Origin of the sequence: Streptosporangium nondiastaticum (assembly GCF_003011965.1) — a bacterium.
Taxonomy (GTDB): Bacteria; Actinomycetota; Actinomycetes; order Streptomycetales; family Streptomycetaceae; genus Streptomyces; species Streptomyces nondiastaticus.
Genome location: NZ_PXWG01000050.1, coordinates 1 through 20,211, shown reverse-complemented (window position 1 = coordinate 20,211; position 20,211 = coordinate 1). Strand labels below are relative to the sequence as shown.

18 protein-coding genes are annotated in these 20,211 nt (G+C 71.6%); 8 read left to right on the top strand and 10 right to left on the bottom strand.

The window, feature by feature from the left end:
- Window positions 1-55: 55 nt before the first annotated feature.
- Both B7P34_RS19185 and B7P34_RS19180 read right to left on the bottom strand, forming a co-directional pair.
- Window positions 56-1,087 carry a glutamate ABC transporter substrate-binding protein gene (locus tag B7P34_RS19185; RefSeq protein WP_223267997.1) on the bottom strand — a complete coding sequence of 344 codons (1,032 nt, stop codon included), beginning with the start codon at window positions 1,085-1,087 and terminating at the stop codon, window positions 56-58.
- 100 nt (window positions 1,088-1,187) lie between these two features.
- On the bottom strand, window positions 1,188-1,964 hold the full coding sequence (locus B7P34_RS19180; protein ID WP_106678051.1) for an amino acid ABC transporter ATP-binding protein: 777 nt from the start codon (window positions 1,962-1,964) through the stop codon (window positions 1,188-1,190).
- A 270-nt stretch (window positions 1,965-2,234) separates the two neighbouring features.
- On the opposite strand from B7P34_RS19180, the gene B7P34_RS19175 reads away from it, so the two are divergent.
- Entirely contained in the window at window positions 2,235-2,942 is a 708-nt protein-coding gene (locus B7P34_RS19175) for a response regulator transcription factor (RefSeq protein ID WP_106678049.1), read from the top strand.
- A gap of 15 nt (window positions 2,943-2,957) precedes the next feature.
- Window positions 2,958-4,400, top strand: a complete 1,443-nt coding sequence (locus tag B7P34_RS19170) for a sensor histidine kinase (RefSeq protein WP_106678047.1) — start codon at window positions 2,958-2,960, stop codon at window positions 4,398-4,400.
- A gap of 53 nt (window positions 4,401-4,453) precedes the next feature.
- On the opposite strand, the gene B7P34_RS19165 is transcribed toward B7P34_RS19170, so the two are convergent.
- Together B7P34_RS19165 and B7P34_RS19160 are read right to left on the bottom strand one after the other, a co-directional pair.
- Window positions 4,454-5,452 (bottom strand): TAXI family TRAP transporter solute-binding subunit, encoded by a 999-nt coding sequence (locus B7P34_RS19165; RefSeq protein WP_106678045.1) that lies wholly within the window; start codon window positions 5,450-5,452, stop codon window positions 4,454-4,456.
- A 272-nt stretch (window positions 5,453-5,724) separates the two neighbouring features.
- Window positions 5,725-7,152 carry an MFS transporter gene (locus tag B7P34_RS19160; RefSeq protein WP_106678043.1) on the bottom strand — a complete coding sequence of 476 codons (1,428 nt, stop codon included), beginning with the start codon at window positions 7,150-7,152 and terminating at the stop codon, window positions 5,725-5,727.
- A 190-nt stretch (window positions 7,153-7,342) separates the two neighbouring features.
- Between B7P34_RS19160 and B7P34_RS19155 the strand changes: the two genes are divergently transcribed.
- From B7P34_RS19155 to B7P34_RS19145, 3 genes are read left to right on the top strand one after another with little or no spacing between them, the layout of a single operon-like run.
- Window positions 7,343-8,452, top strand: coding sequence for a GlxA family transcriptional regulator (locus B7P34_RS19155; RefSeq protein WP_106678041.1), 1,110 nt, complete (start codon window positions 7,343-7,345; stop codon window positions 8,450-8,452).
- Window positions 8,453-8,499: 47 nt separating this feature from the next.
- Window positions 8,500-8,730, top strand: coding sequence for a 2-hydroxymuconate tautomerase (locus B7P34_RS19150; RefSeq protein WP_106678039.1), 231 nt, complete (start codon window positions 8,500-8,502; stop codon window positions 8,728-8,730).
- An 11-nt stretch (window positions 8,731-8,741) separates the two neighbouring features.
- A complete protein-coding gene (locus B7P34_RS19145) occupies window positions 8,742-9,143 on the top strand; it encodes a carboxymuconolactone decarboxylase family protein (RefSeq protein WP_223267996.1) in 402 nt (133 codons plus the stop codon).
- An 83-nt stretch (window positions 9,144-9,226) separates the two neighbouring features.
- On the opposite strand, the gene B7P34_RS19140 is transcribed toward B7P34_RS19145, so the two are convergent.
- The 6 genes from B7P34_RS19140 to B7P34_RS19115 form a co-directional block, all read right to left on the bottom strand.
- Entirely contained in the window at window positions 9,227-11,209 is a 1,983-nt protein-coding gene (locus tag B7P34_RS19140) for an FAD/NAD(P)-binding protein (RefSeq protein WP_189382887.1), read from the bottom strand.
- Window positions 11,210-11,282: 73 nt separating this feature from the next.
- Window positions 11,283-12,749, bottom strand: a complete 1,467-nt coding sequence (locus B7P34_RS19135; protein WP_106678033.1) for a methylaspartate mutase — start codon at window positions 12,747-12,749, stop codon at window positions 11,283-11,285.
- A complete protein-coding gene (locus B7P34_RS19130; protein WP_106678031.1) occupies window positions 12,746-13,201 on the bottom strand; it encodes a cobalamin-dependent protein in 456 nt (151 codons plus the stop codon). The genes B7P34_RS19135 and B7P34_RS19130 overlap by 4 nt, the downstream gene beginning before the upstream one ends.
- 245 nt (window positions 13,202-13,446) lie before the next feature.
- On the bottom strand, window positions 13,447-14,664 hold the full coding sequence (locus tag B7P34_RS19125) for a fatty acid desaturase (RefSeq protein WP_223267995.1): 1,218 nt from the start codon (window positions 14,662-14,664) through the stop codon (window positions 13,447-13,449).
- A 183-nt stretch (window positions 14,665-14,847) separates the two neighbouring features.
- Entirely contained in the window at window positions 14,848-15,141 is a 294-nt protein-coding gene (locus B7P34_RS19120) for a response regulator transcription factor (protein ID WP_106678029.1), read from the bottom strand.
- 390 nt (window positions 15,142-15,531) lie between these two features.
- On the bottom strand, window positions 15,532-15,840 hold the full coding sequence (locus B7P34_RS19115; RefSeq protein ID WP_223267994.1) for an ArsR/SmtB family transcription factor: 309 nt from the start codon (window positions 15,838-15,840) through the stop codon (window positions 15,532-15,534).
- A 169-nt stretch (window positions 15,841-16,009) separates the two neighbouring features.
- Between B7P34_RS19115 and B7P34_RS19110 the strand changes: the two genes are divergently transcribed.
- From B7P34_RS19110 to miaB, 3 genes are all read left to right on the top strand, one after another.
- Window positions 16,010-17,446, top strand: a complete 1,437-nt coding sequence (locus B7P34_RS19110; RefSeq protein ID WP_106678025.1) for an MFS transporter — start codon at window positions 16,010-16,012, stop codon at window positions 17,444-17,446.
- A gap of 147 nt (window positions 17,447-17,593) precedes the next feature.
- Window positions 17,594-18,574 carry a quinone oxidoreductase family protein gene (locus B7P34_RS19105; RefSeq protein ID WP_106678023.1) on the top strand — a complete coding sequence of 327 codons (981 nt, stop codon included), beginning with the start codon at window positions 17,594-17,596 and terminating at the stop codon, window positions 18,572-18,574.
- 199 nt (window positions 18,575-18,773) lie between these two features.
- Window positions 18,774-20,211: tRNA (N6-isopentenyl adenosine(37)-C2)-methylthiotransferase MiaB (gene miaB / locus B7P34_RS19100; protein ID WP_435693971.1), on the top strand; the 1,438-nt coding region annotated here is incomplete at its 3' end.

Sequence of the window (20,211 nt, the reverse complement as noted above, 5' to 3'; positions counted from 1 at the left end):
AGGCGGTGCACGAGGCGGTGCATGGGGCGGGCGCCGAGCGCCCGCGAAGGCGAGGTCAGTAGCGGTCGACGGCGGGCGGGTTCGGCGCGGGGTTGCCGGCGAGGCCGATGGTGGCGTCGTACGCCTTCTTCCAGTCGCCGCTCTTCTCGTGCGCCTCGATGGCGTTGTTGACGGCCTCCCGCAGCGCCTTGTCGTCCTTCTTCAGGCCGACGCCGTACGGCTCCTGGGAGAACGGCTTGCCGACGACCTTCAGGGCGCCCTTGTTCTCCGCGGCGTAGCCCTTGAGGATCGTGTCGTCGGTCGTCACGGCGTCGACCGTGCCGGACACGAGCTCCTGCACGCACAGCTGGTAGCCCTGCTGGGCCTTGGCCTCGGCCACCCCGTACTTGGGCTCCTTGATGCGCTTGAGCGGCGTGGAGCCGGTGGCCGAGCAGACCTTCTTGCCCTTGAGGTCGTCCGGGCCCTTGATGCTGCTGTCGGCCTTCACCAGGAGGTCCTGGCCCGCGACGTAGTACGGGCCGGCGAAGTCGATCTGCTTCTTGCGCTCGTCGTTGATCGTGTACGTGCCGACGTAGAGGTCGACGCCGCCGCCGGCGATCTGCGTCTCGCGGGCCTCGGACGGCACCGTCTTGAACTTGATGTGGGCCTCGTCGAAGCCGAGGTCGGCCGCGATCATCCGGGCGATCTCCACGTCGAAGCCGGAGCGCTTCTTGGAGGTGGGGTTCTCGTAGCCCATGCCCGGCTGGTCGGCCTTGGTGCCGATGGTGATCGTCTTGCCCTTGATCCGGTCGAAGACGGGCGAGTCCTTGACGTCGGCCGCGGTGTTCACCTTGTAGGTCGGCACGGCCGGCGCGGACTTGCCGTCGCCGGGCTTGTCGGCCTTGTCGTCGTCGGGGCTGCCCGACTTCCCGCAGGCGGTGGCGGCCGTGGTGAGCGCCAGCGCCACGGCGGCAGCTGCGACGGTCTTGCGGAGCTTCATGGTGAACATCCTTTGCGTCGGCAGGAGTTGCGGAGCGGTCAGGGCGGTCAGGGCGGCCGTGACGGGGGTGAGCGGCGGCGAGGACGAGAGCGGCCCGGTTATGCACATCCAGGGATGATGCAGATCAGGGATGCAGATCAGGGATGCGGATCGGCGGTGCGGACCAGGCTCAGTGGTGCAGATCAGGGATGCGGACCGGCTGTGCGGATCAGTGGTGCAGGATCTTCGACAGGAAGTCCTTCGCCCGGTCGCTGCGCGGGTTGCTGAAGAACTGGTCCGGCCGGGCCTCCTCGACGATGCGGCCGTCCGCCATGAAGACGACGCGGTTCGCGGCCGAGCGGGCGAAGCCCATCTCGTGGGTGACGACGACCATCGTCATGCCGTCCCGCGCGAGCTGCTGCATGACCTCCAGCACCTCGTTGATCATCTCCGGGTCGAGCGCGGACGTCGGCTCGTCGAACAGCATCACCTTGGGGTCCATGGCCAGGGCGCGGGCGATGGCCACGCGCTGCTGCTGGCCGCCGGAGAGCTGGGCGGGGTACTTGTCCGCCTGGGCGCCGACCCCGACCCGGTCGAGCAGGCCGCGGGCCTTCTGCTCGGCCTCGCGGCGGTCCGTCCTGCGCACCTTGATCTGACCGAGCGTCACGTTTTCCAGAACGGTCTTGTGCGCGAAGAGGTTGAACGACTGGAAGACCATGCCCACGTCGGCGCGCAGCCTGGCCAGCTCCTTGCCCTCCTGCGGCAGCGGTCTGCCGTCGATGGTGATCGATCCGGCGTCCGTGGTCTCCAGCCGGTTGATCGTCCTGCACAGCGTCGACTTGCCGGACCCCGACGGGCCGATCACGACGACGACTTCGCCGCGTGCGATCGTCAGGTCGATGTCCTGGAGGACATGCAGGGCGCCGAAGTGCTTGTTGACGCCCTTCAGGACGACCAGTGGGACCGCGGCGGCCGTGGCCTCTTCGGCCACCGATTCTTCGCTCATCGGCGTTCCTCGCTCCATCCTCCTCGATTGGGAGGACCCTAATGAGCGGGTACGACAAGCGTCATTACATCTGAGCTGAAATTGAGCATAACGATCCGGCCGCAAAGGGACACTCCGCGTGAAGGGGGCGCGCGGCGCGCACGCCGGTCGCGCGGGCGTACCGGGTGGATAACGGAAGCCCCTTCGCTTCCGGAACCCCCTTGACGGACCGGGCGTCCATCAGCGTGGATGCGGGGGTGCCCACGCTGCGGTCACAGGGAGGGGGCCCGGATGAGGCTGCTGCTCGTGGAGGACGACGACCACGTCGCCGCGGCCCTGGCCGCGGTGCTGTCCCGGCACGGCTTCGACGTCACGCACGCCCGGAGCGGCGAGGAGGCGCTGCGGGCCCTGCTGCCGGACGCCGGCGCGCCGTTCGCCGTCGTCCTGCTCGACCTCGGCCTGCCCGACCAGGACGGCTTCGAGGTCTGCGGCAGGATCCGCAAGCGCACCGGGACGCCCGTCATCATGGTCACCGCCCGCGCCGACACCCGCTCCAAGATCCACGGCCTCAACCTCGGCGCCGACGACTACGTGGTCAAGCCGTACGACACCGGCGAGCTCCTCGCCCGCATCCACGCGGTCGCCCGCCGCAAGCCCCCCGCGGGAGGCGGCCCGGAGGAGGCGCAGGAGGCGTCCGGCCCGCGCTCGCTGCGGCTGGGCAGCCTCGTCATCGAACTCCCCAACCGCGAGGTGTCCGTGGCGGGGGAGGCCGTCCCCCTCACCCGCAAGGAGTTCGACCTGCTGGCCCTGCTCGCCCAGCGGCCCGGCGTCGTCTTCCGCCGCGAACAGATCATCAGCGAGGTGTGGCGGACCAGCTGGGAGGGGACGGGCCGCACCTTGGAGGTGCACATCGCCTCCCTGCGGTCCAAGCTGCGCCTGCCCGCCCTCATCGAGACGGTCCGCGGGGTCGGCTACAAAATCGTCGTCCCGGCCGGGTGAGGGCCGGTCCGACCCGTGCGCACCCGACTCCTCCCGCTCCTCATCGTCCTGCTCGCGGGCGTGCTGCTGGCCCTCGGCTTCCCGCTGGCCGGCAGCATCGCCGCGGCCGAGCAGCAGCGCGTGGTCGTCGACCGCATCGACGACACGGCCCGCTTCGCCGCCCTCGCCCAGTTCGTCACCACCCGCCCCGTCGACTCGGAGGCGGGGACCGACGAACGGCTCAACACCCTGCGCTCCGAGCTCCTGCGCTACGAGGAGCTGTACGACATCCGGGTCGGCATCTTCTACCGCGACGGACAGGTCATGGCGGTCGCTCCCAGGCGCTGGAAGGTGCCGGACGACGGTGAGGGCCAGCGGGCCTTCCAGGAGGCCCTGGCGGGGCGCCGCAGCCACGATCCGGGGCAGGTCTGGCCCCTGCAGCAGAGCCGGCTCGCGGTGGCCTCCCCGGTCATCCGCGACGGAGACGTCGTCGCCGTCGTCGTCACCGACTCGCCCACGGGGCAGCTGCGCTCCCGGATCCTCCACTCCTGGCTGCTCCTCGGGGCGGGCGAGACCGCCGCCATGCTCGTCGCCGTCGCCGCCGCGTTCCGCCTCACGGGATGGGTGATGCGCCCCGTGCGAACCCTCGACGCCGCCACGCACGGCATCGCCACGGGGCGGCTGAACTCCCGCGTCGCGGCCGACAGCGGGCCGCCCGAACTGCGCCGCCTGGCGCGCTCCTTCAACGAGATGGCGGACAACGTGGAGTCCGTCCTGGAGCAGCAGCGCGCCTTCGTCGCCGACGCCTCGCACCAGCTGCGCAACCCGCTCGCCGCGCTCCTGCTGCGCATCGACCTGCTCGCGCTGGACCTCCCCCCGGGGCACGCGGAGGTCTCCTCCGTCCGGACGGAGGGCAAGCGCCTCGCGCGCGTGCTCGACGACCTCCTCGACCTCGCGCTCGCCGAGCACGCGGAGGCCGACCTCCAGCTGGCCGACATAGCGGAGATCGTCATCGACCGGGTGGGAGCCTGGTCGCCGGTCGCCGACCGCGAGCGGGTCGAGCTCTCCTACAGCGGACCGACGGCCGCGACGGGCTGGGCCGACCCGGTCGCCCTCTCCAGCGCCCTGGACGCCGTGGTGGACAACGCCCTCAAGTTCACGCCCGAGGGCTCCCCGGTGCACGTCAGCGTCGAAGTGGAGGGCGACTGTGTGGGCATCACCGTCGCCGACGGCGGCCCCGGCCTCACGGACGAGGAGCTCACCCGCATCGGCGACCGCTTCTGGCGCAGCAGCCGCCACCAGAACGTCTCCGGCTCCGGCCTGGGGCTGTCCATCTCCCGGGCCCTCCTCGCGGCTGGCGGTGCCACGCTCACGTACGCGCCGAACGAGCCCCGCGGCCTGCGCGCCGTGATCAAGGTGCCGCGCCACGGCGGGGACGCCGGGGCCGGGCGCGCGCAGGCGGTGGAGGCGCACCCGTAGGCCGCCCCCCGTGCGCCGCTCCGGCCCTCAGGGCTTCACTGAAACTCCGGCTCTCAGGGCTTCACCGAAACGTAGTAGCGGCGCGCCCCCGCGTGCAGCTGCAGCGGATCGGTGAAGATCGCCGTACGGAGGTCGACCTTCTGCGCGGCGTGCACCTCCTTCCCTATGCGGTCCCTGCTGTTCATCACCGACCGCGTGACGCTCTCCGCCAGCTCCGGGTCCGCGTCGTCCATGGTGACGAGCAGGTTCGCGACCGCCAGCGTCTTCACCGCCTGGGACGCGCGCAGCTCCGGGTACGCGTCCACGGGCATCACCGCCGCCCTGTAGTAGCGCGTCTGCGGCCCCTGCGCGTGCAGCGGCTCGATCAGGTCGCCCAGCTGCACGAGGCGGATCGACAGCCGCAGGCCGAGCGACTGGACGGCGTTCGTGGGCAGGCCGCCGGACCAGAAGAACGCGTCCAGCTTCCCCCGCTCCAGCAGCCCCGGCATCTTGTCGATCCCGACCCGGACGGGAGTGATGTCCTTGTCGAAGTCCAGCCCCGCCGCCTTCAGCAGCCGCCGCGTGATCAGCTGCACCCCCGAGTCGTCCGTCCCCACGCCCACCCGCAGGCCCCGCAGGTCCCGGGCCGACTGCACGGGCGAGCCCTTCTCCACCACCAGCTGGATGTAGTCGTCGTACAGCCGCGCGCAGGCGCGCAGGCTCCCGGCGCCCGGCTTCCCCTCGTCGCGGTAGGTCGCGACCGAGTCGGCCGTGGCCAGGGTGAAGTCCGCCTCCCCGGACGTGAGCTGCCGCAGGTTGTCGATCGACCCCTGGCTGCGCCGCAGCCGTACGTCCAGGGCGGGCATGTCCCGCGCCAGGTCCTCCTTGAGGAGGTCCCCGTACTTCGCGTACACGCCGGTCGGCACTCCGGTCGCGAACGTCATCCGCCCGGCCGGCGACGTGCCGCCGTGCACGGACACCAGCCACCACACCAGCAGGGCGAGCACCGCGGCGCCCAGAGCGGCCGCACGGGCGGCACGGCGGCCGCCGGGGCGCAGGGAACGGGGAAGCATGGGCGGATCCTGCCAGGCCCCGGCGGGCTGCGGGAGAGGAGCGGCGAAACGATGCCCGATCGGCACGGGCCGGCGCGGCCCCTGCCCGGCGTCCTCGCCCGCTGCGGCCCGCTGATCGTTGCGCGGTGCACCGGTGCGCGCTCGGGGCACCGGTTACGCGCTCGTGGCGCCGGTAGGTGGTCATGGCACCGGTACGTGCTCGTGGCACAGAGAGCCGCCCGGCCTTCCTGTCGGGGGAGTCAGGCAGGCCGGGCGGGGTCCGGGGAAGGCGCTCAGGCCTTGGCGGGAGTGGCGGGAGTGTTCGCGCGGTAGCGCAGGCCGGCCAGCGCGGCCAGCAGTGCGGTGACGATCATGTAGATCCAGCCGTGCCGGAAGGCGCCCATCGTCGGGTGCTCCGAGCTTCCGAGGATCGCGGTGAGCAGGGCGACGCCCAGGGCGGAGCCGATCTGGCGGGACATCATCAGCGTGCCCGAGCCCACCGACAGCTGCTCGGCCGGCAGCCCGCTCGCCGCGCCGAACAGGGCCGGCTGGATCAGGGCGTTGCCCGCGCCGACGAGGACCGCACCGGGCAGGTAGGCGGCCGCGTAGTGCGGCGCGGGGCCCGCCGCGGCGAACCACCAGGCGCAGCCCACGGCGAACACCACGCCGCCGCTCACCGCGGAGGCCCGGGCGCCGACACGCCGGATGATCTTCCCCGAGAGGGCGGACAGGATCATGACAGTGACCGGGGTGGGCGCGATGCCCAGGCCGGCGCGCAGGACCGAGTAGTCCCACTGGCCGGTCAGGAAGAGAGCGGCCTCGAAGAGCATCGAGGCGAACGCCAGGTAGTAGAGGAAGACCCCGACGGTGCCGACCCGGAACAGCCGGCTCGCGAACAGCGTGGGGCTGATGATCGGGTCCGAGGTGCGGCGGACGTGGCGCAGGCAGGCGAGGACCAGGACCACCGCCGCGACGAAGCAGCCCAGGGTCCCGGGCGACGTGTAACCCCAGCCGGGCGCCTCGACGAAGGCCGTCGTCAGCGCGCCGGAGGCGAGCAGGATGAGCGCCGACCCGAGGAGGTCCAGACCCTGTGACGCCTTGCGGGGCACCCGGGGCAGCAGTCGCGCGCCGGCCAGGGCGGCCACGGCGCAGATGGGGATGTTGATCAGGAAGATCCACCGCCAGCTGATCTCCACCAGCAGGCCGCCCAGCACCGGGCCGCTGCCCGCGGCGACCGCCGCGACCGCCGTCCAGATGCCGATGGCCGTGGAGCGCTCGTGCTCGGGGAAGGCCGGCAGGGCCAGCCCCAGGGACGTGGGCACGAGGACGGCGGCGGCCACCGCCTGCACCACACGGGCGACGATCAGCACGGCGAGACCGGGGGCGACGGCACAGCCGACCGAGGAGAGACCGAAGAGGACCATGCCGATCAGGAAGCTGCCCTTGCGGCTCGTCTCGTCCGCGAGCCGCCCGGCGGGGATGAGGAGCGCCGCGAGGACGATCGTGTAGCCGTTCAGCACCCACGACATGGAGGCGAGCGAGGCCTGCGGGAACGACTCCTCCAGGGCGGGGAAGGCCACGGTGACGGCGAACAGGTCGAGGATCGCCAGGAACTGGGCGGCCGACGCGACGGTCAGCACCAGCCAGCGCCGGGGATCCGCCGGTGCGGGAACGGCGGCGGGCGCCGCATCCACCGTCCGGGCTTCGGGAGTTGAGGTCATGGACGTATCCGTCGTCTCTCCGGTGTACGAAAGGGAGGCGCTGAATGAAGAAGGGGGGGTGAATAAAGGGGGATGAAAGGGAGGCGCTCAATGAAGGGAGGCGCTGAACGAAGGGGGGCGCTTTCCACTATCGGCGTCCATGACCGCCCTATCGAGTGGCAGATCTGCCATGAGCCGTTAGATTACTGCCATGACGCAGCAGTCCGGGGGTCCCGGCCTCGGCCTCGGCCCCGGCCCCGGTCCCGGTTCCGTGGCCGTGGCGGTCACCGAGGGCATGCCGATCCTTGAACTGGCAGTGCCCTGCCATGTGTTCGGCACGTCGCATCCCGATCCCGGCGTCCCCTGGTACGACTTCCGGCTCTGCAACCTCACGGAGGGCGAAGCCGTCCCGGCCCGGCAGTGGTTCACCACGCACACCCCGCACGGCTACCGCGAACTGGTCGAAGCGGACACCGTCATCGTCCCCGCCAGCGCGGACGTCCGTGAAGACCCGCCGGCGCGGCTCCTGGAGGCCGTCAGGGAAGCTCACGACCGCGGCGCGCGCATCGTCTCCCTGTGCTCGGGTGCCTTCGTCCTGGCGGCGGCCGGGCTGCTCGACGGGCGCCGTGCAGCCACGCACTGGCAGCACGCTCCGCTCCTGGCCGAGCGCTACCCCGAGGTCGACGTCGACCCCACCGTCCTCTACATCGACGACGGGGACATCCTCACCAGCGCCGGCAGCACCGCCGGCATCGACCTGTGCCTGCACGTGCTGCGCAAGGACCTGGGGTCCCGGGTGGCAGGCTCGGTCGCCCGTCACCTCGTCGTCCCCGCCCACAGGCCCGGCGGTCAGGCCCAGTACATCGAGACGCCCGTGCCGCCGGCGGAGACCGACAGCGGGCTGGCCCCGTTGCTGCACTGGGCCGCCGAGCGCCTCCACCAGCCCCTCACCGCTCCCCAACTGGCCCGGCAGGCCGGCACGAGCGTACGGACGCTGGTGCGGCGCTTCCACCGGGCGACGGGCACCACGCCCCTCCAATGGCTCCAGGCCCAGCGCATCTCGCGCGCCAAGGAGCTGCTGGAGACCACCGACCAGCCGATGGACAAGATCGCCGAGCAGTGCGGCCTGGGCGGCGCCGGAAACCTCCGGCTCCACTTCGCTCGCAGTGTCGGCATTCCTCCCAGCGAATACCGCCGTGCGTACCGTGCCGCGGACGGCGGGGCGCATGATTCCAGCACGGCTGCCCCGATCGCTGCTTCCGGCTCCGCTGCCGGTTCTTGCACCAAAGTCGGATATCCGGCTCCCCCGCTCCAAGGGTAGAAACGGAGGTGATTGCCTTCGTCAGAACCCCCTGGGAAGGGATTTGCATGCCCGTCATCGCTGTCGACATGTTGCACGGCCGGTCCGAGGCGGCCAAGGCCGCCCTGGCGCGTGAGCTCACCGACGCCTTCCAGCGCACCTGCGGGAGCGCGCGCGAACGCATCTACGTCATCATCCGCGACGTCACGCAGGAGAACTGGGCGGTCGGCGGCGAGATGTGCACGAACCTTCCTACGTATGCCCCCGCACTTGAGCCCGTGCCTTCGGCAGCGGATTGACCGGGGCGTCCATGCGTGAGCTATCTATGCCCGAACGGTACGCGGAAGGCGACCGTATCCGCCGGGAAGTGCTCGGCGACGAGCACGTCAACTCCCTGCTGAGCGACTGGCCTCCGGCGAAACCCCTGCTCGACCTGATCACGACGTACCCGTGGGGCTCGGTCTGGGCGCGCGAGGGCCTGGACCGCCGGACGCGCAGCCTCCTCAACCTCGCCCTCCTCACCGCCCTGAACCGGCCCGAAGAGCTGCGCCTCAACATCCACGGTGCCCTGCGCAACGGATGTTCCGTCGAGGAAATGGCCGAAGTGGCCCTGCAATGCGCCGCATACGCCGGTGCCCCGGCCGGCATCGCGCTGATGAAGGCGATCCATGAGGTCCACGAGGCCCACGACAGCGGCCCGGAACAGCACTGACCAGCCGGCCGTAAACGGGGGCGGGCCCGGGGGAAGACCTCCCCCGGGCCCGCCCCTCAGGGCTTTCCTGTCCGCCGGCCTCGTCAGCGTACGGGCGCCGTCAGCTCCGCGTCGTCCCGCCCCGCGGAGCCCGCCGCCCCGGCGAGCCGGCTCATGCCCTGCTTGAGGCAGGAGCGGGCGATGGAGTCGCCCTGGAGCAGCGTGCGGGAGTTGACGTGCGGCCGGGCGCCGATCGCGGTGACCCACTGCACCGACTCCACCGGAGGCCCGTAGGAGAAGCGGGCCGGGTGGGGAACGCCCTGTCCGTCGATGACCTGGAAGGTCACGTCCGTGACGTCCAGACCGCCCGTCTCGTAGCCGGAGCCCGCCGCGTCCGGGATGAAGTGGGCCCGGCATCCGCCCGTGGACCGCAGCGACGCCAGCAGCGGGTCGGTGGCCCGGCGCACGTCGGTCGTCGGCAGGTGAGCCTCGACGAGCGCGGTCACGCGAAGCGGCGCGCCCGGCACCTGCGGCGAGCCGACGAGGAAGGCGCCGGACTCCTCGTCCGCCGTCACCGTCATGCGCGGGCCGAGCACCTGGACGACCCCCGCCTCGACCAGGGCGCGGAGCTGCCGGACGCGCGTCGCCGGCGGCCCGCTGGCGGCGTAGTTGTTCAGGCCGCTGAACCAGTGGTCGATGTGGTCCCGGTAGGAGGCGCCGCTCAGGCCCCGGTGCGAGATGACCTGCCGCACTTCGTCGCGCAGGTCGCGCATGACCGCGGCGGCGGCCTTGACGGCGCTGACGGCCGGGCCGAGATCCGAGTGCCGCAGATCCTCGTCCAGGACGCCGAGGATCCACGCGCGGTAGTCGGCGGAGCCGGTGAACTCCCTCCGGTCCGCGGGGCGGTCGAGCGCCTCCCAGTTCCAGCGCAGCTCCGGATCGGGCACCAGGTCGCTCAGGAGGGCCTCCATCTCCGGGGACCCCCAGGCGTGCCGCGGGTACTCGGCCAGCAGCCGGGCGTGCCCGGCCGGATCGTCCGCCTGCAGCAGCACCTTGTAGTAGTTCCAGGCGACTTCCTTCGCCACGAGGGGGAACAGGTCGCGCATGAAGTCGGTGCGTCCGGTGCCCGCCGGGCCCCTCAGCCGGGCGATCTCGCCGGCGGACAGGAACGTCGCCCGGTAGCGGGGCACGATCTCCTGACGGATCTCCGCCCGCGCGCGGTACGGCACGCCGCGCCCCGAACCGGCGTGGACCACCGGCTCGTCGCCGCTCGGCAGATAGGTCAGCCGGCCGTCGGAACCGGGGACGAAGCGCCCGCCCCTGCCCTCGGTGAGCAAGGCCATGTAGTCGTAGAAATTCAGCCCGAGGCCCCGCAGGGCGACGGGCTCGCCCGCGCCGATCGGCGTCAGGTCCGCCTCCGCCGGGCTGCTCGGCGGCACGTAGTGCAGACCATGGCGGGAGGCGAAACCGGCGAGGTCGCGCTGCCTCTCCGTGGGCTCGACGTCGTAGTGCCCCTGCGCGAGGATCACCGCGTCGACCGCCAGCGGCAGCTCCCGTCCCTCCAGCGACACCTGCTGCGTGCCGTCCGCGGACTCGGTGAGCGAGGTCGCCCGCGCCCGGTGCACCCGGATCCGCACCCCGGACGGCGCGTTGCGCACGATGTGGGCGAAGGCCCAGCCGAGGTATTCGCCCTGAAACGCCCGTGAGGCGTAGGACCACGGTTCCATCACCGCGGCCTCGGCCCTGGCCTCCTCGGACACATCGGTGACCTCACCCGCGGCGACCATGCGCGCCCACTGGTACTGCGTGGGCCCGGACGTCAGCGGGCCCTCACAGGTGACGGTGTCGTCCGTGAACACGGTCACGTCCCCGGCGACGGTGTTCATCAGCAGCCGGCGCGACTGGCCGAGCTGCCACACCCGCCCGCCTCCCGCCGGGTAGGGGTCCACGACGTGCACCTCCACCTGTTTGTCCCCCGCGATTTCAGGGGCATTGGCGCAGACGCGCTCCAGTGCGACGGTCCCCCTCGGCCCGGCACCGACAATGCAGATGCGTATGGTTTCTGCTTCCGTAGAGATAGCTGACATAGCTGGCATAGCAGTTCTCCTGGCTGGAGCGAAGCGAATCGTAAAAGCCGGTGCGGCGCGGCTCAGCCGGTGGTCACTCGGCGTCCTCGTTCTGTGTTTCCTTCTGTGTCGCCCTCTGCGTTTCCTTCTGCATTTCCCCGAAGAGGGTGGGGAAGTAGTTGATGTCGTCGGTGAGGCCGGTCAGCAGGGAACCGATCACGGGGCCCGTACCGCCGGAGCCTTTGAGGCCCGAGCCTTTGGGGCCGGCGCCTTCGAGGAGCTCGCTGTTGCGCCGCCGCGTGCGGTCGCCGAACGGGAGGGAGCCCGTGGACAGATAGCGGATGGCGCCCTCGGCGTCCCGCTTGGGGATGATCTCGGACTTGGCGTAGCGGCTGGCGCTGAAGGGGATGTCCAGGCGTCCCGCCGCGAAGGCGTCGACCACGGCGGTCATGGTGTCGGGCGCGGCGAGGACGGGTTCGACGATGTCGGCGACCTCGTCGACGATCCAGGAGAGCTCGTCGGCGACGCGTTCCTCGTCGGCCTTGACGAAGCCCAGGAGCGGCGAGTTGGCGCGGTCGGCCAGCCGCAGCCCCTCGACGTTCGCGCGGGTGTCGGGGATGCCGAACGCTTCCTGGTAGGTCTTGGTGATCAGTTTGGAGGCGCCGCCGAGCCGGGCGACGAGGGCCCCGTAGAAGATCAGGTCCTCCGCGTTGCCGCGCTTCTTCGGGAAGACGCCCATGAATTCGTGGAGGACGGCGTGCACGTCCACCTCGGGGGGCAGGTAGGTGCGGGCGAGGACGGGGATCGCGCGCAGCGCGGCGACGTCCTGGACGAGATGGCCGCTCTGCGGGTACGAGACGGAGATGCAGCGCACTCCGGCGCGGGCGGCGAGCACCGCTTCGAGCACGCTGATCGCGAGGCTGATGGAAGGCGGGACGAGCACGGCGGTCAGGGTGCCGAAGAGCTCGCGGTCGACGATCAGACCGAGGGCGGCGAGTTCGCCGCACACCGTGTCGACGGCGTTCCACGCGGCGAGTGACTCCGCGAGCGGGACGGCCTTGGAGTACGGCAGGTTGTACGAGATGCCGCCGCCCTCGAAGGAGGTGATGCCGGAGGCGACGGCGACGTCGAAGAGGATGCGGGCGTCGGGCGAGCCGTGGCGTATCTCCAGCGGGGCGGTGACGGACTCGTTGACCTCCCGGCCGCGGAGGTAGCCGTGGCTGACCAGGGGATAGCCGTTGAGGTCGGCGGGCGCCCGGTTGAGGGAGCGCAGGGCCTGCTCGAAGCGCTTGAGGCGGGTGTGGGAGTCGATGGTGAGGGTGAGGATGTCGGGGGCCGCCTGCTCCTCGAGCTCGCGCAGGAGGGCCTTCATCTCCTCGTGGCCGCCGACGCCGCAGCGCGGCTGGATGGCCACCCGGCCCGCGTCGCGGGCGTCCGTGAGGACGCGGGCGGCCGTGGGCTTGCCCAGGGAGGCGATGTAGTCGACGGACTCCGCGAGGGGCGGCAGGGCGTCCGTGCCGGGACTCCCGGAGCGGCCGGGCAGATAGCTGATCTTCGTCATGACGCCACGGGCAGGCGCTGCCGGTCCGCGTCCGCTGTACGGCTCGCCCGCAGTTCGTCGAGTGCGGGAAGGAGCTGGGCCGGGTCCTGGAGGATGCGGTCGACGCCCAGGGCGTGCAGGCGCTCCAGGTCCCTGGGGTCCTTCCTGCTGCCGACGGAGAGGTTGCCCCCGACGATGACGGGGCAGGTGATGCGGCCGGCTTCGCGCGCGGCGGGCAGGTCGCGCAGGTCCTCGTGGACGTGGCCGTTGAGGCTGCCGATGATGACGGCCTCCGCGTCGGGGTGCTCCTCGCAGGCCTGGGCGAACTCCTCGACGGGCGTGCAGGTGCCGAGGTTCTCCACCTCGAAGCCGAGGCCCCGCAGGGCGTGGGCGATGAGGTGGTTGGCGACGGCATGGCTGTCGCTGGCGGCGACTCCGAGGATGACGAGGCGGCGGGGTTCGCTGTGCGACATGGGAGTGCTGCTCCTTCGGGTGGGTGACGATGCCGGGCGGATGGCGGCGCTGCGGTGCGGCCTGGGCGGGTGACGGCGTGCGGTCCCGACGTGTGACGGCGTACGGTCCGGACGAGCGCCGGCCGGGTCCGGAGGGTGACGGCGCTACGGTCCGGAAGGGCGCCGGCCGGGCCCGGAAGAGGGGCCGCCGGATCCGGAAGGGCGCCGGCCAGGTCCGGAAGGGGCCGGCCGGGCCCCGGCGGAGCTCAGTCGTCGAAGGCGGCGAAGAGCTCGCGCTTGCTGACCGAGCGCAGCCGGGCGACGTCGTACTCCTCGGCGTCGGCCGCCGCGAGGGAGTCGAAGACGTAGTTGATGGCCGGGACCAGGCCCCACACCTCGTGGTACGGGGGCCAGCCCGGATGCCCCGCGTCGGCGTCCTGCTGCCGGGCGAAGAGGTAGTCGGACCAGGTGCGGCTCGACGGCGCGCGGTGGTGGTAGTCGTGGACGACGGTGTCGCCGGTGAGGACCAGGTAGCGCGAAGGGGCGTGGACGAACAGCATGCGCAGCGTCCAGCGGGCCCAGGCCAGCGTGCGCCGTCCGGCGGGGAGGGCCCGGCCGGGCGCCGGCTCGCCGATGAATATGGCGTTGGTCAGGGAGGCGAAGTACTCGCGGCCGCGCCGGACTTCGGTGCCGGCCGGGGGGAAGGTGTGCTTGACGCACAGCCGCAGCGTGTTGCTGACCTGGAAGAGCGGGATCAGCGGGACGAACCAGACGACGAGCAGGGCGTCCCACGTGCCCGTCGCGATCGTGGCGGCGGCCGCGCCACCGTAGAGCACCACCGAGGTGACCTTCTCGCTCGTGGCCGACTTGTTCCAGAAGGAGCGGGTCCGGGCGAAGGCGAACGCGAGGTGGAAGCGCGGTGAGCCGAGCTTCGCCAGGACGCGGCGCCACATCTGACGTTGCGTCATGCCGGGGTGCAGGCCCAGGCTGACGAGGAACGCCTGCACCGTGGGGTCCCGGAGGGTCATGTGGTGGGCGGCGTGGTGGTCGCTGACGTGCTCACGGCTGTAGCGCTCGAAGTTCTGGATGACCAGGAGGCTGGAGGTCGCCCGGCCGATGACGGCGTCGAGCGTGCGCCTGCGGTACATGTTCTTGTGGGAGCACTGGTGGTAGACCATCATGCGCAGGTTGCGCATGCCGTGGAGGGTGACGGCCCAGCCGGGCAGCAGCAGGAACAGGAACCAGGACCCCAGCGCCCATCCGGTCGCGCCGACGGCGGCTCCCACGATCATCGCGGCGACCGCGGAGGCCAGGTGGTAGGTGGGTGACCAGCCGAACGGGGCCTGCCCGGCCAGGGGTTTGCCCGTGAAGACGGTGAGCGGGGACTGGAGGAGCCCTGGCAGGCTCCTCATGGTCTCCCTCGGGTCGGGGGCCGCGCCGGCGGCCGGGCCCGCCTGCCGCGGATGGGCGTCGGTAACGGACACGCGCTCTCCTGGATCGATCCGGGTCTGTCATTCCTGGACTTTCCTGGAACAGCCCTCCGGTGCCTTCCGGAGGGCGCACAGGGGCGGCGGCCGCGGGAATCGACGTCGCGGAGCACGGCTGGTCCCGGCCCCCGGTCTCGGTGGGAGCCGGGACGGAACGTCCGGCCGCCGCCCCGGAGATTTCTATCGGACCTCGTGACCGGCAACCATTGGACTTTTGTTGAAGAACTGGTGAGTGAGGGAGACCAGGCCGGCCTGGAGCCGGGACTCGACACGGAGCTTGCCGAGAATCTGCGCCACGTGCGCCTTGACCGTTCCTTCGGTCACCTTGAGCCGTGTGGAAATGCTGCGGTTCGAATATCCGGCCCCCAGCAGAAGGAATACCTGCCATTCCCGCTCGGTCAGCAGGCCGACGCGCCGACGCTGTTCGTGCCATATTTCTCGCTCAGCAGTTTCAGTGCCGATGATGCCCTCCACTGCAACACACCCCCATTAAGCGCAATATTCGTTGAGTGCAATATCGCGGAACATGTATGGACGGTAAGAACAACAAGCTTGCACTTCGGCCGCTCGGTGCCGCCATCAAGGCTCCGTAAAATATGTGCCCCCTGCATGGACATTTCATTCGATTGGTGGGTGTAGTGGGGCGTATCGATTCTGAAAAAACTACGGATCCCCCCAGTCCCGAAGTTTGAAACTAATCCTTAGTCCCATGTTTTCGGGCCGGGTCGGCAATCGGCTCGCAACCGGGCCGGCACCCGGTTTTGCGGTCGCTCACAGCAGGGTCACGGATGCGCACGCAGGGCAACGGCGAACCGAGGAGGGGTGGAGTTTTGCGATGAGGTTTTCCGTAAACCGGGACTTTGTTTATGGCCGGTCCGTATTTGAATGGTGAGAGGATTCCCGGCGCTCACTCAGGACCAGATCCAGCAGGCCGGGGAAAGCCGCGTCGAATTCGGGCCTGCGCAGCCTGTTGAGGCGGCGCGAGCCCACGTCCCGCTGTTCGATCACACCGGCCTGGCGCAATACGGCGAAGTGGTGGCTGCGCGTCGCCTTGGTGACCGGCAGGTCGAACGTGCCGCAGGCCCGGGTCCAGTCGGACCCGCCCGCCAATTCCCTCACGATGGTGCGCCGCACGGGATCGGCGAGGGCCGTGAGCGCGTCGTTCAAGGTCACGTCGGCGGGGTGAACGTGCGAGAGGTTCCGGGCCCGCTGCGACTGGGTGCGCCCTTCATCCGCCGGACGGGGTGGGGGGGTTGACGAAGTGTTCGACTCGGGTCTTACATTCATGGTGATCGACCTCCGTCGAACATTTTAGACGTCCCAGGAAGCACGGTGGTGTGTCATGCCCGGCCGCTCGCCAGCCCGCCAGGACGCGGCCGCCGGGAGCGCGCTCCCGGGCACGGCGGGTGCGGCCTCCCGGCCCGCCGGTCCGCTCGCCCTCTTCGCCGTCTGTCTCGGCTTCTTCATGGTCCTCATGGACAGCAGCGCCCTCAACGTCGCGCTGCCCGCCGTGCGGGAGGACCTCGCCGGAAGCCTGGCCGGCCTCGAATGGCTCATCAACGGCTACACGATCACCCTGGCCGCCTTCCTGCTCAGCGGCGGGGCCGTCAGCGACCGCTGGGGCGCGCGGAGGGTGTTCGAGGTCTCCCTGCTGGGGTTCGTCGCGACCTCGGCGGCCTGCGCGGCGAGCCCCGGCCTGGGCTTCCTGGTCACCGCCCGGGTGCTGCAGGGCGTCACCGCCGGCGGCCTGCTCCCCGCCTCCCTGGCAGTGATCGCCCACATGTACCCGGACCCCGCCAGGCGGGCCAGGGCACTCACCGTCTGGGGCGGCGTCAGCTCCCTCGCCCTCGTGTTCGGCCCCGTGCTCGGCGGAGTGCTGACCACGGCCGTCGGATGGCGCTCCATCTTCCTGATCAACGTGCCCGTCGGACTGCTGGCCTGGTGGCTGACCAGGCTCCAGGTGCCGCCCTCCGCCACCCGTGAAGCGACCCTCGACCCCGCCGGGCAGACACTGGCCGTCATGGTCGTCGGGTGCGGCATCGGCGCGCTCATCGAGGGCGGGGCCCAGGGCTGGACCGCCACCGTGACGTGGGCGCTGCTGGCGGTCACCCTCGCCTCGGCCGTGGCGTTCGTCGCCGTCGAGCACCGTGCGGCGGCGCCCGTGCTGCCCCTCGGACTGCTCGCCCGGCCGCGGTTCGCCTGCGGCCTGATCATCGGCGCGCTGTTCCAGTTCGGTGCCTACGGCGCACAGTTCGCCCTCTCGCTGCGGCTGCAGAGCGCCTGGGGCCTCGACGCGCTCGGCGCGGGGCTCTCCTTCGTGCCCTTCGCCGCGCTGTGGGCCTTCGCCTCCTTCGTCCTGGCCCGGGCCGTCACCCGCACCGGCCCGCGCCCGCTGCTGATCGGCGGCGCACTGGCCGCCGCGGCCGGCGCCTGCGCGCTCCTGCCGCTCGGCGGACACCCCGGCTGGTGGATCTTCTTCTGCGGCAGCGGCCTGCTCGGGCTCGGCGCGGGGCTGATGGGGCCGAGCCTGCCCGCCGTGGTCCTGAGCGCGGTGCCCGCCGACCGGTCGGGCCTGGCCTCCGGCGCGCTCAACGCCCTGCGCCAGATCGGCGGAGCGGTGGCGATCGCCCTCTTCGGCGTCCTGCTCGAAGGCTCCCCCGGTCCGGCGGGGCTGCGGATCTGCCTCGGCCTCGTCGCCCTCGGATTCCTGGTCGTCGTCATGGCCGTACCGGCGGCCCTGCCCTCCCGCGCCCGCGCTCCGCGCACCACCCGGTCCTGACGGCCGCGCCCCGCGTCCCCGTACGTCACGCGTCCTTGACCCGGCCCGTCTCTGACCGCCACGCCCCCGCGTACGACCTGCTCCTCACCGCCGCTCCTCACCCCCACGCCCCTCGCACCACCACCCGGAAAGGGACCGGAAGGAACCATGCGCGCCATCGTCGTCACCCAGTACGGAGGCCCCGAGGTCCTCACCGTCGCCGAGCTGCCCGCCCCGGCGCCCGGGCCCGGAGAGGTGCTGGCCCGCCCCTCGGCCATCGGCGTCAACTTCAAGGACATCTACGAGCGTGAGGGCCGCGGGAAGCCGTCCCCGCCCTTCACCCCCGGCTCCGAGGGCGCGGGCACGGTGACGGCCGTGGGCGAGGGAGTGACCTCCCTCGTGCCGGGCGACCGCATCGCCTGGTGCACGGCCCCCGCCGGCTACGCCGAGCAGGTCGTGGTCCCCGTGCGGGCCGCCGTCCCCCTGCCCGCGGACGTCACGGACCGGGACGCGGCCGCCCTGCTGCTCCAGGGCCTGACCGCCCACTACCTCACGACCTCCACCCGCCCCGCCCGCGAAGGCGGGACGGCCCTGGTCCACGCGGCCGCCGGAGGCGTCGGCCGCCTCCTGACCCGGCTGCTCACCCGCAACGGCGTCAAGGTCATCGCCGCCGTCTCCACACCGGAGAAGGCCGCGGCCGTCCGGGCGCTGGGCGCCTGGGAGACCCTGGTGACCGCCGGCGGCACCGACATCGCCGGGCAGGTGCGCGACCTGACCGGCGGACGCGGCGTCGACGTCGTCTACGACGGCGTGGGCCTCGACACCTTCGAGGCGGGGCTGAAATCGCTCCGCCCGCGGGGCACGTTCGTCCTCTTCGGCGAGGCCTCCGGCCCCGTCTCCCCGTTCGACCCGCGCCTGCTCGCCTCCCACGGCTCGCTCTTCCTCACCCGTCCCACACTCAACGATCACGCCACCGACCCGGCCGAACTCCTGGAACGCTCGGCGGAGCTGTTCGGCTGGCTGCGCGACGGTGAGATCGACGCCTCCGTCGGCGGGACCTACCCGCTGGAGGCTGCGGCCCGGGCCCACCGCGACCTCCAGCAGCGCCGCTCCACGGGCAAGCTCCTCCTCAGCCCCGAGAGCTCTTGAGTCGCGAGAGCTCTTGAATGTCCCCGAGCACGCCCCGGAGCGCCGCGACACCGCCCTGAGGCGCCCTCGCGGGCGGTGGTCCGGAGCTTCGCCGGGCCCCCTTTACCCTTGAGGAATGACCAGCAGCAGTGACCGGACCGGGGCAGTGGACGAAGTGGGCGTTACTCGAAGCTACGAGATCCGCACCTACGGGTGCCAGATGAACGTCCACGACTCCGAGCGGCTGTCCGGCCTGCTGGAGGACGCGGGCTACGTCCGCGCGCCCGAAGGCACCGCCGAGGGCGACGCCGACGTCGTCGTCTTCAACACCTGCGCCGTGCGGGAGAACGCGGACAACAAGCTCTACGGCAACCTCGGCCGGCTGGCTCCCATGAAGACGAAGCGGCCGGGCATGCAGATCGCCGTCGGCGGCTGCCTCGCCCAGAAGGACCGCGACACCATCGTGAAGCGGGCCCCGTGGGTCGACGTCGTCTTCGGCACGCACAACATCGGCAAGCTGCCGGTGCTGCTGGAGCGCGCCCGCGTCCAGGAAGAGGCCCAGGTCGAGATCGCCGAGTCCCTGGAGGCGTTCCCCTCGACGCTGCCGACGCGCCGCGAGAGCGCCTACGCGGCGTGGGTGTCCATCTCCGTCGGCTGCAACAACACCTGCACGTTCTGCATCGTCCCGGCGCTGCGCGGCAAGGAGAAGGACCGCCGCACGGGCGACATCCTCGCCGAGATCGAGGCGCTCGTCGCCGAGGGCGTCAGCGAGATCACCCTGCTCGGCCAGAACGTCAACGCGTACGGCTCCGACATCGGCGACCGCGAGGCGTTCTCCAAGCTGCTGCGTGCCTGCGGGAAGATCGAGGGCCTGGAGCGCGTCCGCTTCACCTCCCCGCACCCGCGCGACTTCACCGACGACGTGATCGCCGCCATGGCCGAGACGCCGAACGTGATGCACCAGCTGCACATGCCGCTGCAGTCCGGCTCGGACACCGTCCTCAAGGCGATGCGCCGCTCGTACCGCCAGGAGCGCTTCCTGGGCATCATCGAGAAGGTGCGCGCCGCCATGCCGGACGCCGCCATCTCCACCGACATCATCGTGGGCTTCCCGGGCGAGACCGAGGAGGACTTCGAGCAGACGATGCACGTGGTGCGCGAGGCCCGCTTCGCGAACGCCTTCACCTTCCAGTACTCCAAGCGCCCCGGCACCCCGGCGGCCACCATGGAGGGGCAGATCCCCAAGGAGGTCGTGCAGGCGCGCTACGAGCGCCTGGTCGCCCTCCAGGAGGAGATCTCCTGGGAGGAGAACAAGAAGCAGGTCGGCCGCGTCGTGGACGTCATGGTCGCCGAGGGCGAGGGCCGCAAGGACGGCACCACGCAGCGCCTCTCCGGCCGCGCCCCCGACAACCGGCTGGTGCACTTCACCAAGCCGGACGAGGACGTCCGCCCGGGCGACGTGGTGACCGTCGAGATCACCTACGCCGCCCCGCACCACCTCCTCGCCGAGGGCGCCGCCAAGGCCGTGCGCCGCACGCGCGCGGGCGACGCGTGGGAGAAGCGCAACGCCGCTGCCGCCGCCAAGCCGGCCGGCGTGATGCTGGGCATCCCGACCATCGGCGCCCCGGCGCCGTCCCCGGCCCCGGCCGCCGCCGGCT

What these genes read in the sequence shown, in the direction of transcription:
- B7P34_RS19185 (WP_223267997.1), bottom strand. Translation starts at nt 1,087, where the DNA reads ATGTGCATAACCGGGCCGCTCTCGTCCTCGCCGCCGCTCACCCCCGTC.
- B7P34_RS19180 (WP_106678051.1), bottom strand. Translation starts at nt 1,964, where the DNA reads ATGAGCGAAGAATCGGTGGCCGAAGAGGCCACGGCCGCCGCGGTCCCA.
- B7P34_RS19175 (WP_106678049.1), top strand. Translation starts at nt 2,235, where the DNA reads ATGAGGCTGCTGCTCGTGGAGGACGACGACCACGTCGCCGCGGCCCTG.
- B7P34_RS19165 (WP_106678045.1), bottom strand. Translation starts at nt 5,452, where the DNA reads ATGCTTCCCCGTTCCCTGCGCCCCGGCGGCCGCCGTGCCGCCCGTGCG.
- B7P34_RS19160 (WP_106678043.1), bottom strand. Translation starts at nt 7,152, where the DNA reads ATGACCTCAACTCCCGAAGCCCGGACGGTGGATGCGGCGCCCGCCGCC.
- B7P34_RS19155 (WP_106678041.1), top strand. Translation starts at nt 7,343, where the DNA reads ATGACGCAGCAGTCCGGGGGTCCCGGCCTCGGCCTCGGCCCCGGCCCC.
- B7P34_RS19150 (WP_106678039.1), top strand. Translation starts at nt 8,500, where the DNA reads ATGCCCGTCATCGCTGTCGACATGTTGCACGGCCGGTCCGAGGCGGCC.
- B7P34_RS19145 (WP_223267996.1), top strand. Translation starts at nt 8,742, where the DNA reads ATGCGTGAGCTATCTATGCCCGAACGGTACGCGGAAGGCGACCGTATC.
- B7P34_RS19140 (WP_189382887.1), bottom strand. Translation starts at nt 11,209, where the DNA reads ATGTCAGCTATCTCTACGGAAGCAGAAACCATACGCATCTGCATTGTC.
- B7P34_RS19135 (WP_106678033.1), bottom strand. Translation starts at nt 12,749, where the DNA reads ATGACGAAGATCAGCTATCTGCCCGGCCGCTCCGGGAGTCCCGGCACG.
- B7P34_RS19130 (WP_106678031.1), bottom strand. Translation starts at nt 13,201, where the DNA reads ATGTCGCACAGCGAACCCCGCCGCCTCGTCATCCTCGGAGTCGCCGCC.
- B7P34_RS19110 (WP_106678025.1), top strand. Translation starts at nt 16,010, where the DNA reads ATGCCCGGCCGCTCGCCAGCCCGCCAGGACGCGGCCGCCGGGAGCGCG.
- B7P34_RS19105 (WP_106678023.1), top strand. Translation starts at nt 17,594, where the DNA reads ATGCGCGCCATCGTCGTCACCCAGTACGGAGGCCCCGAGGTCCTCACC.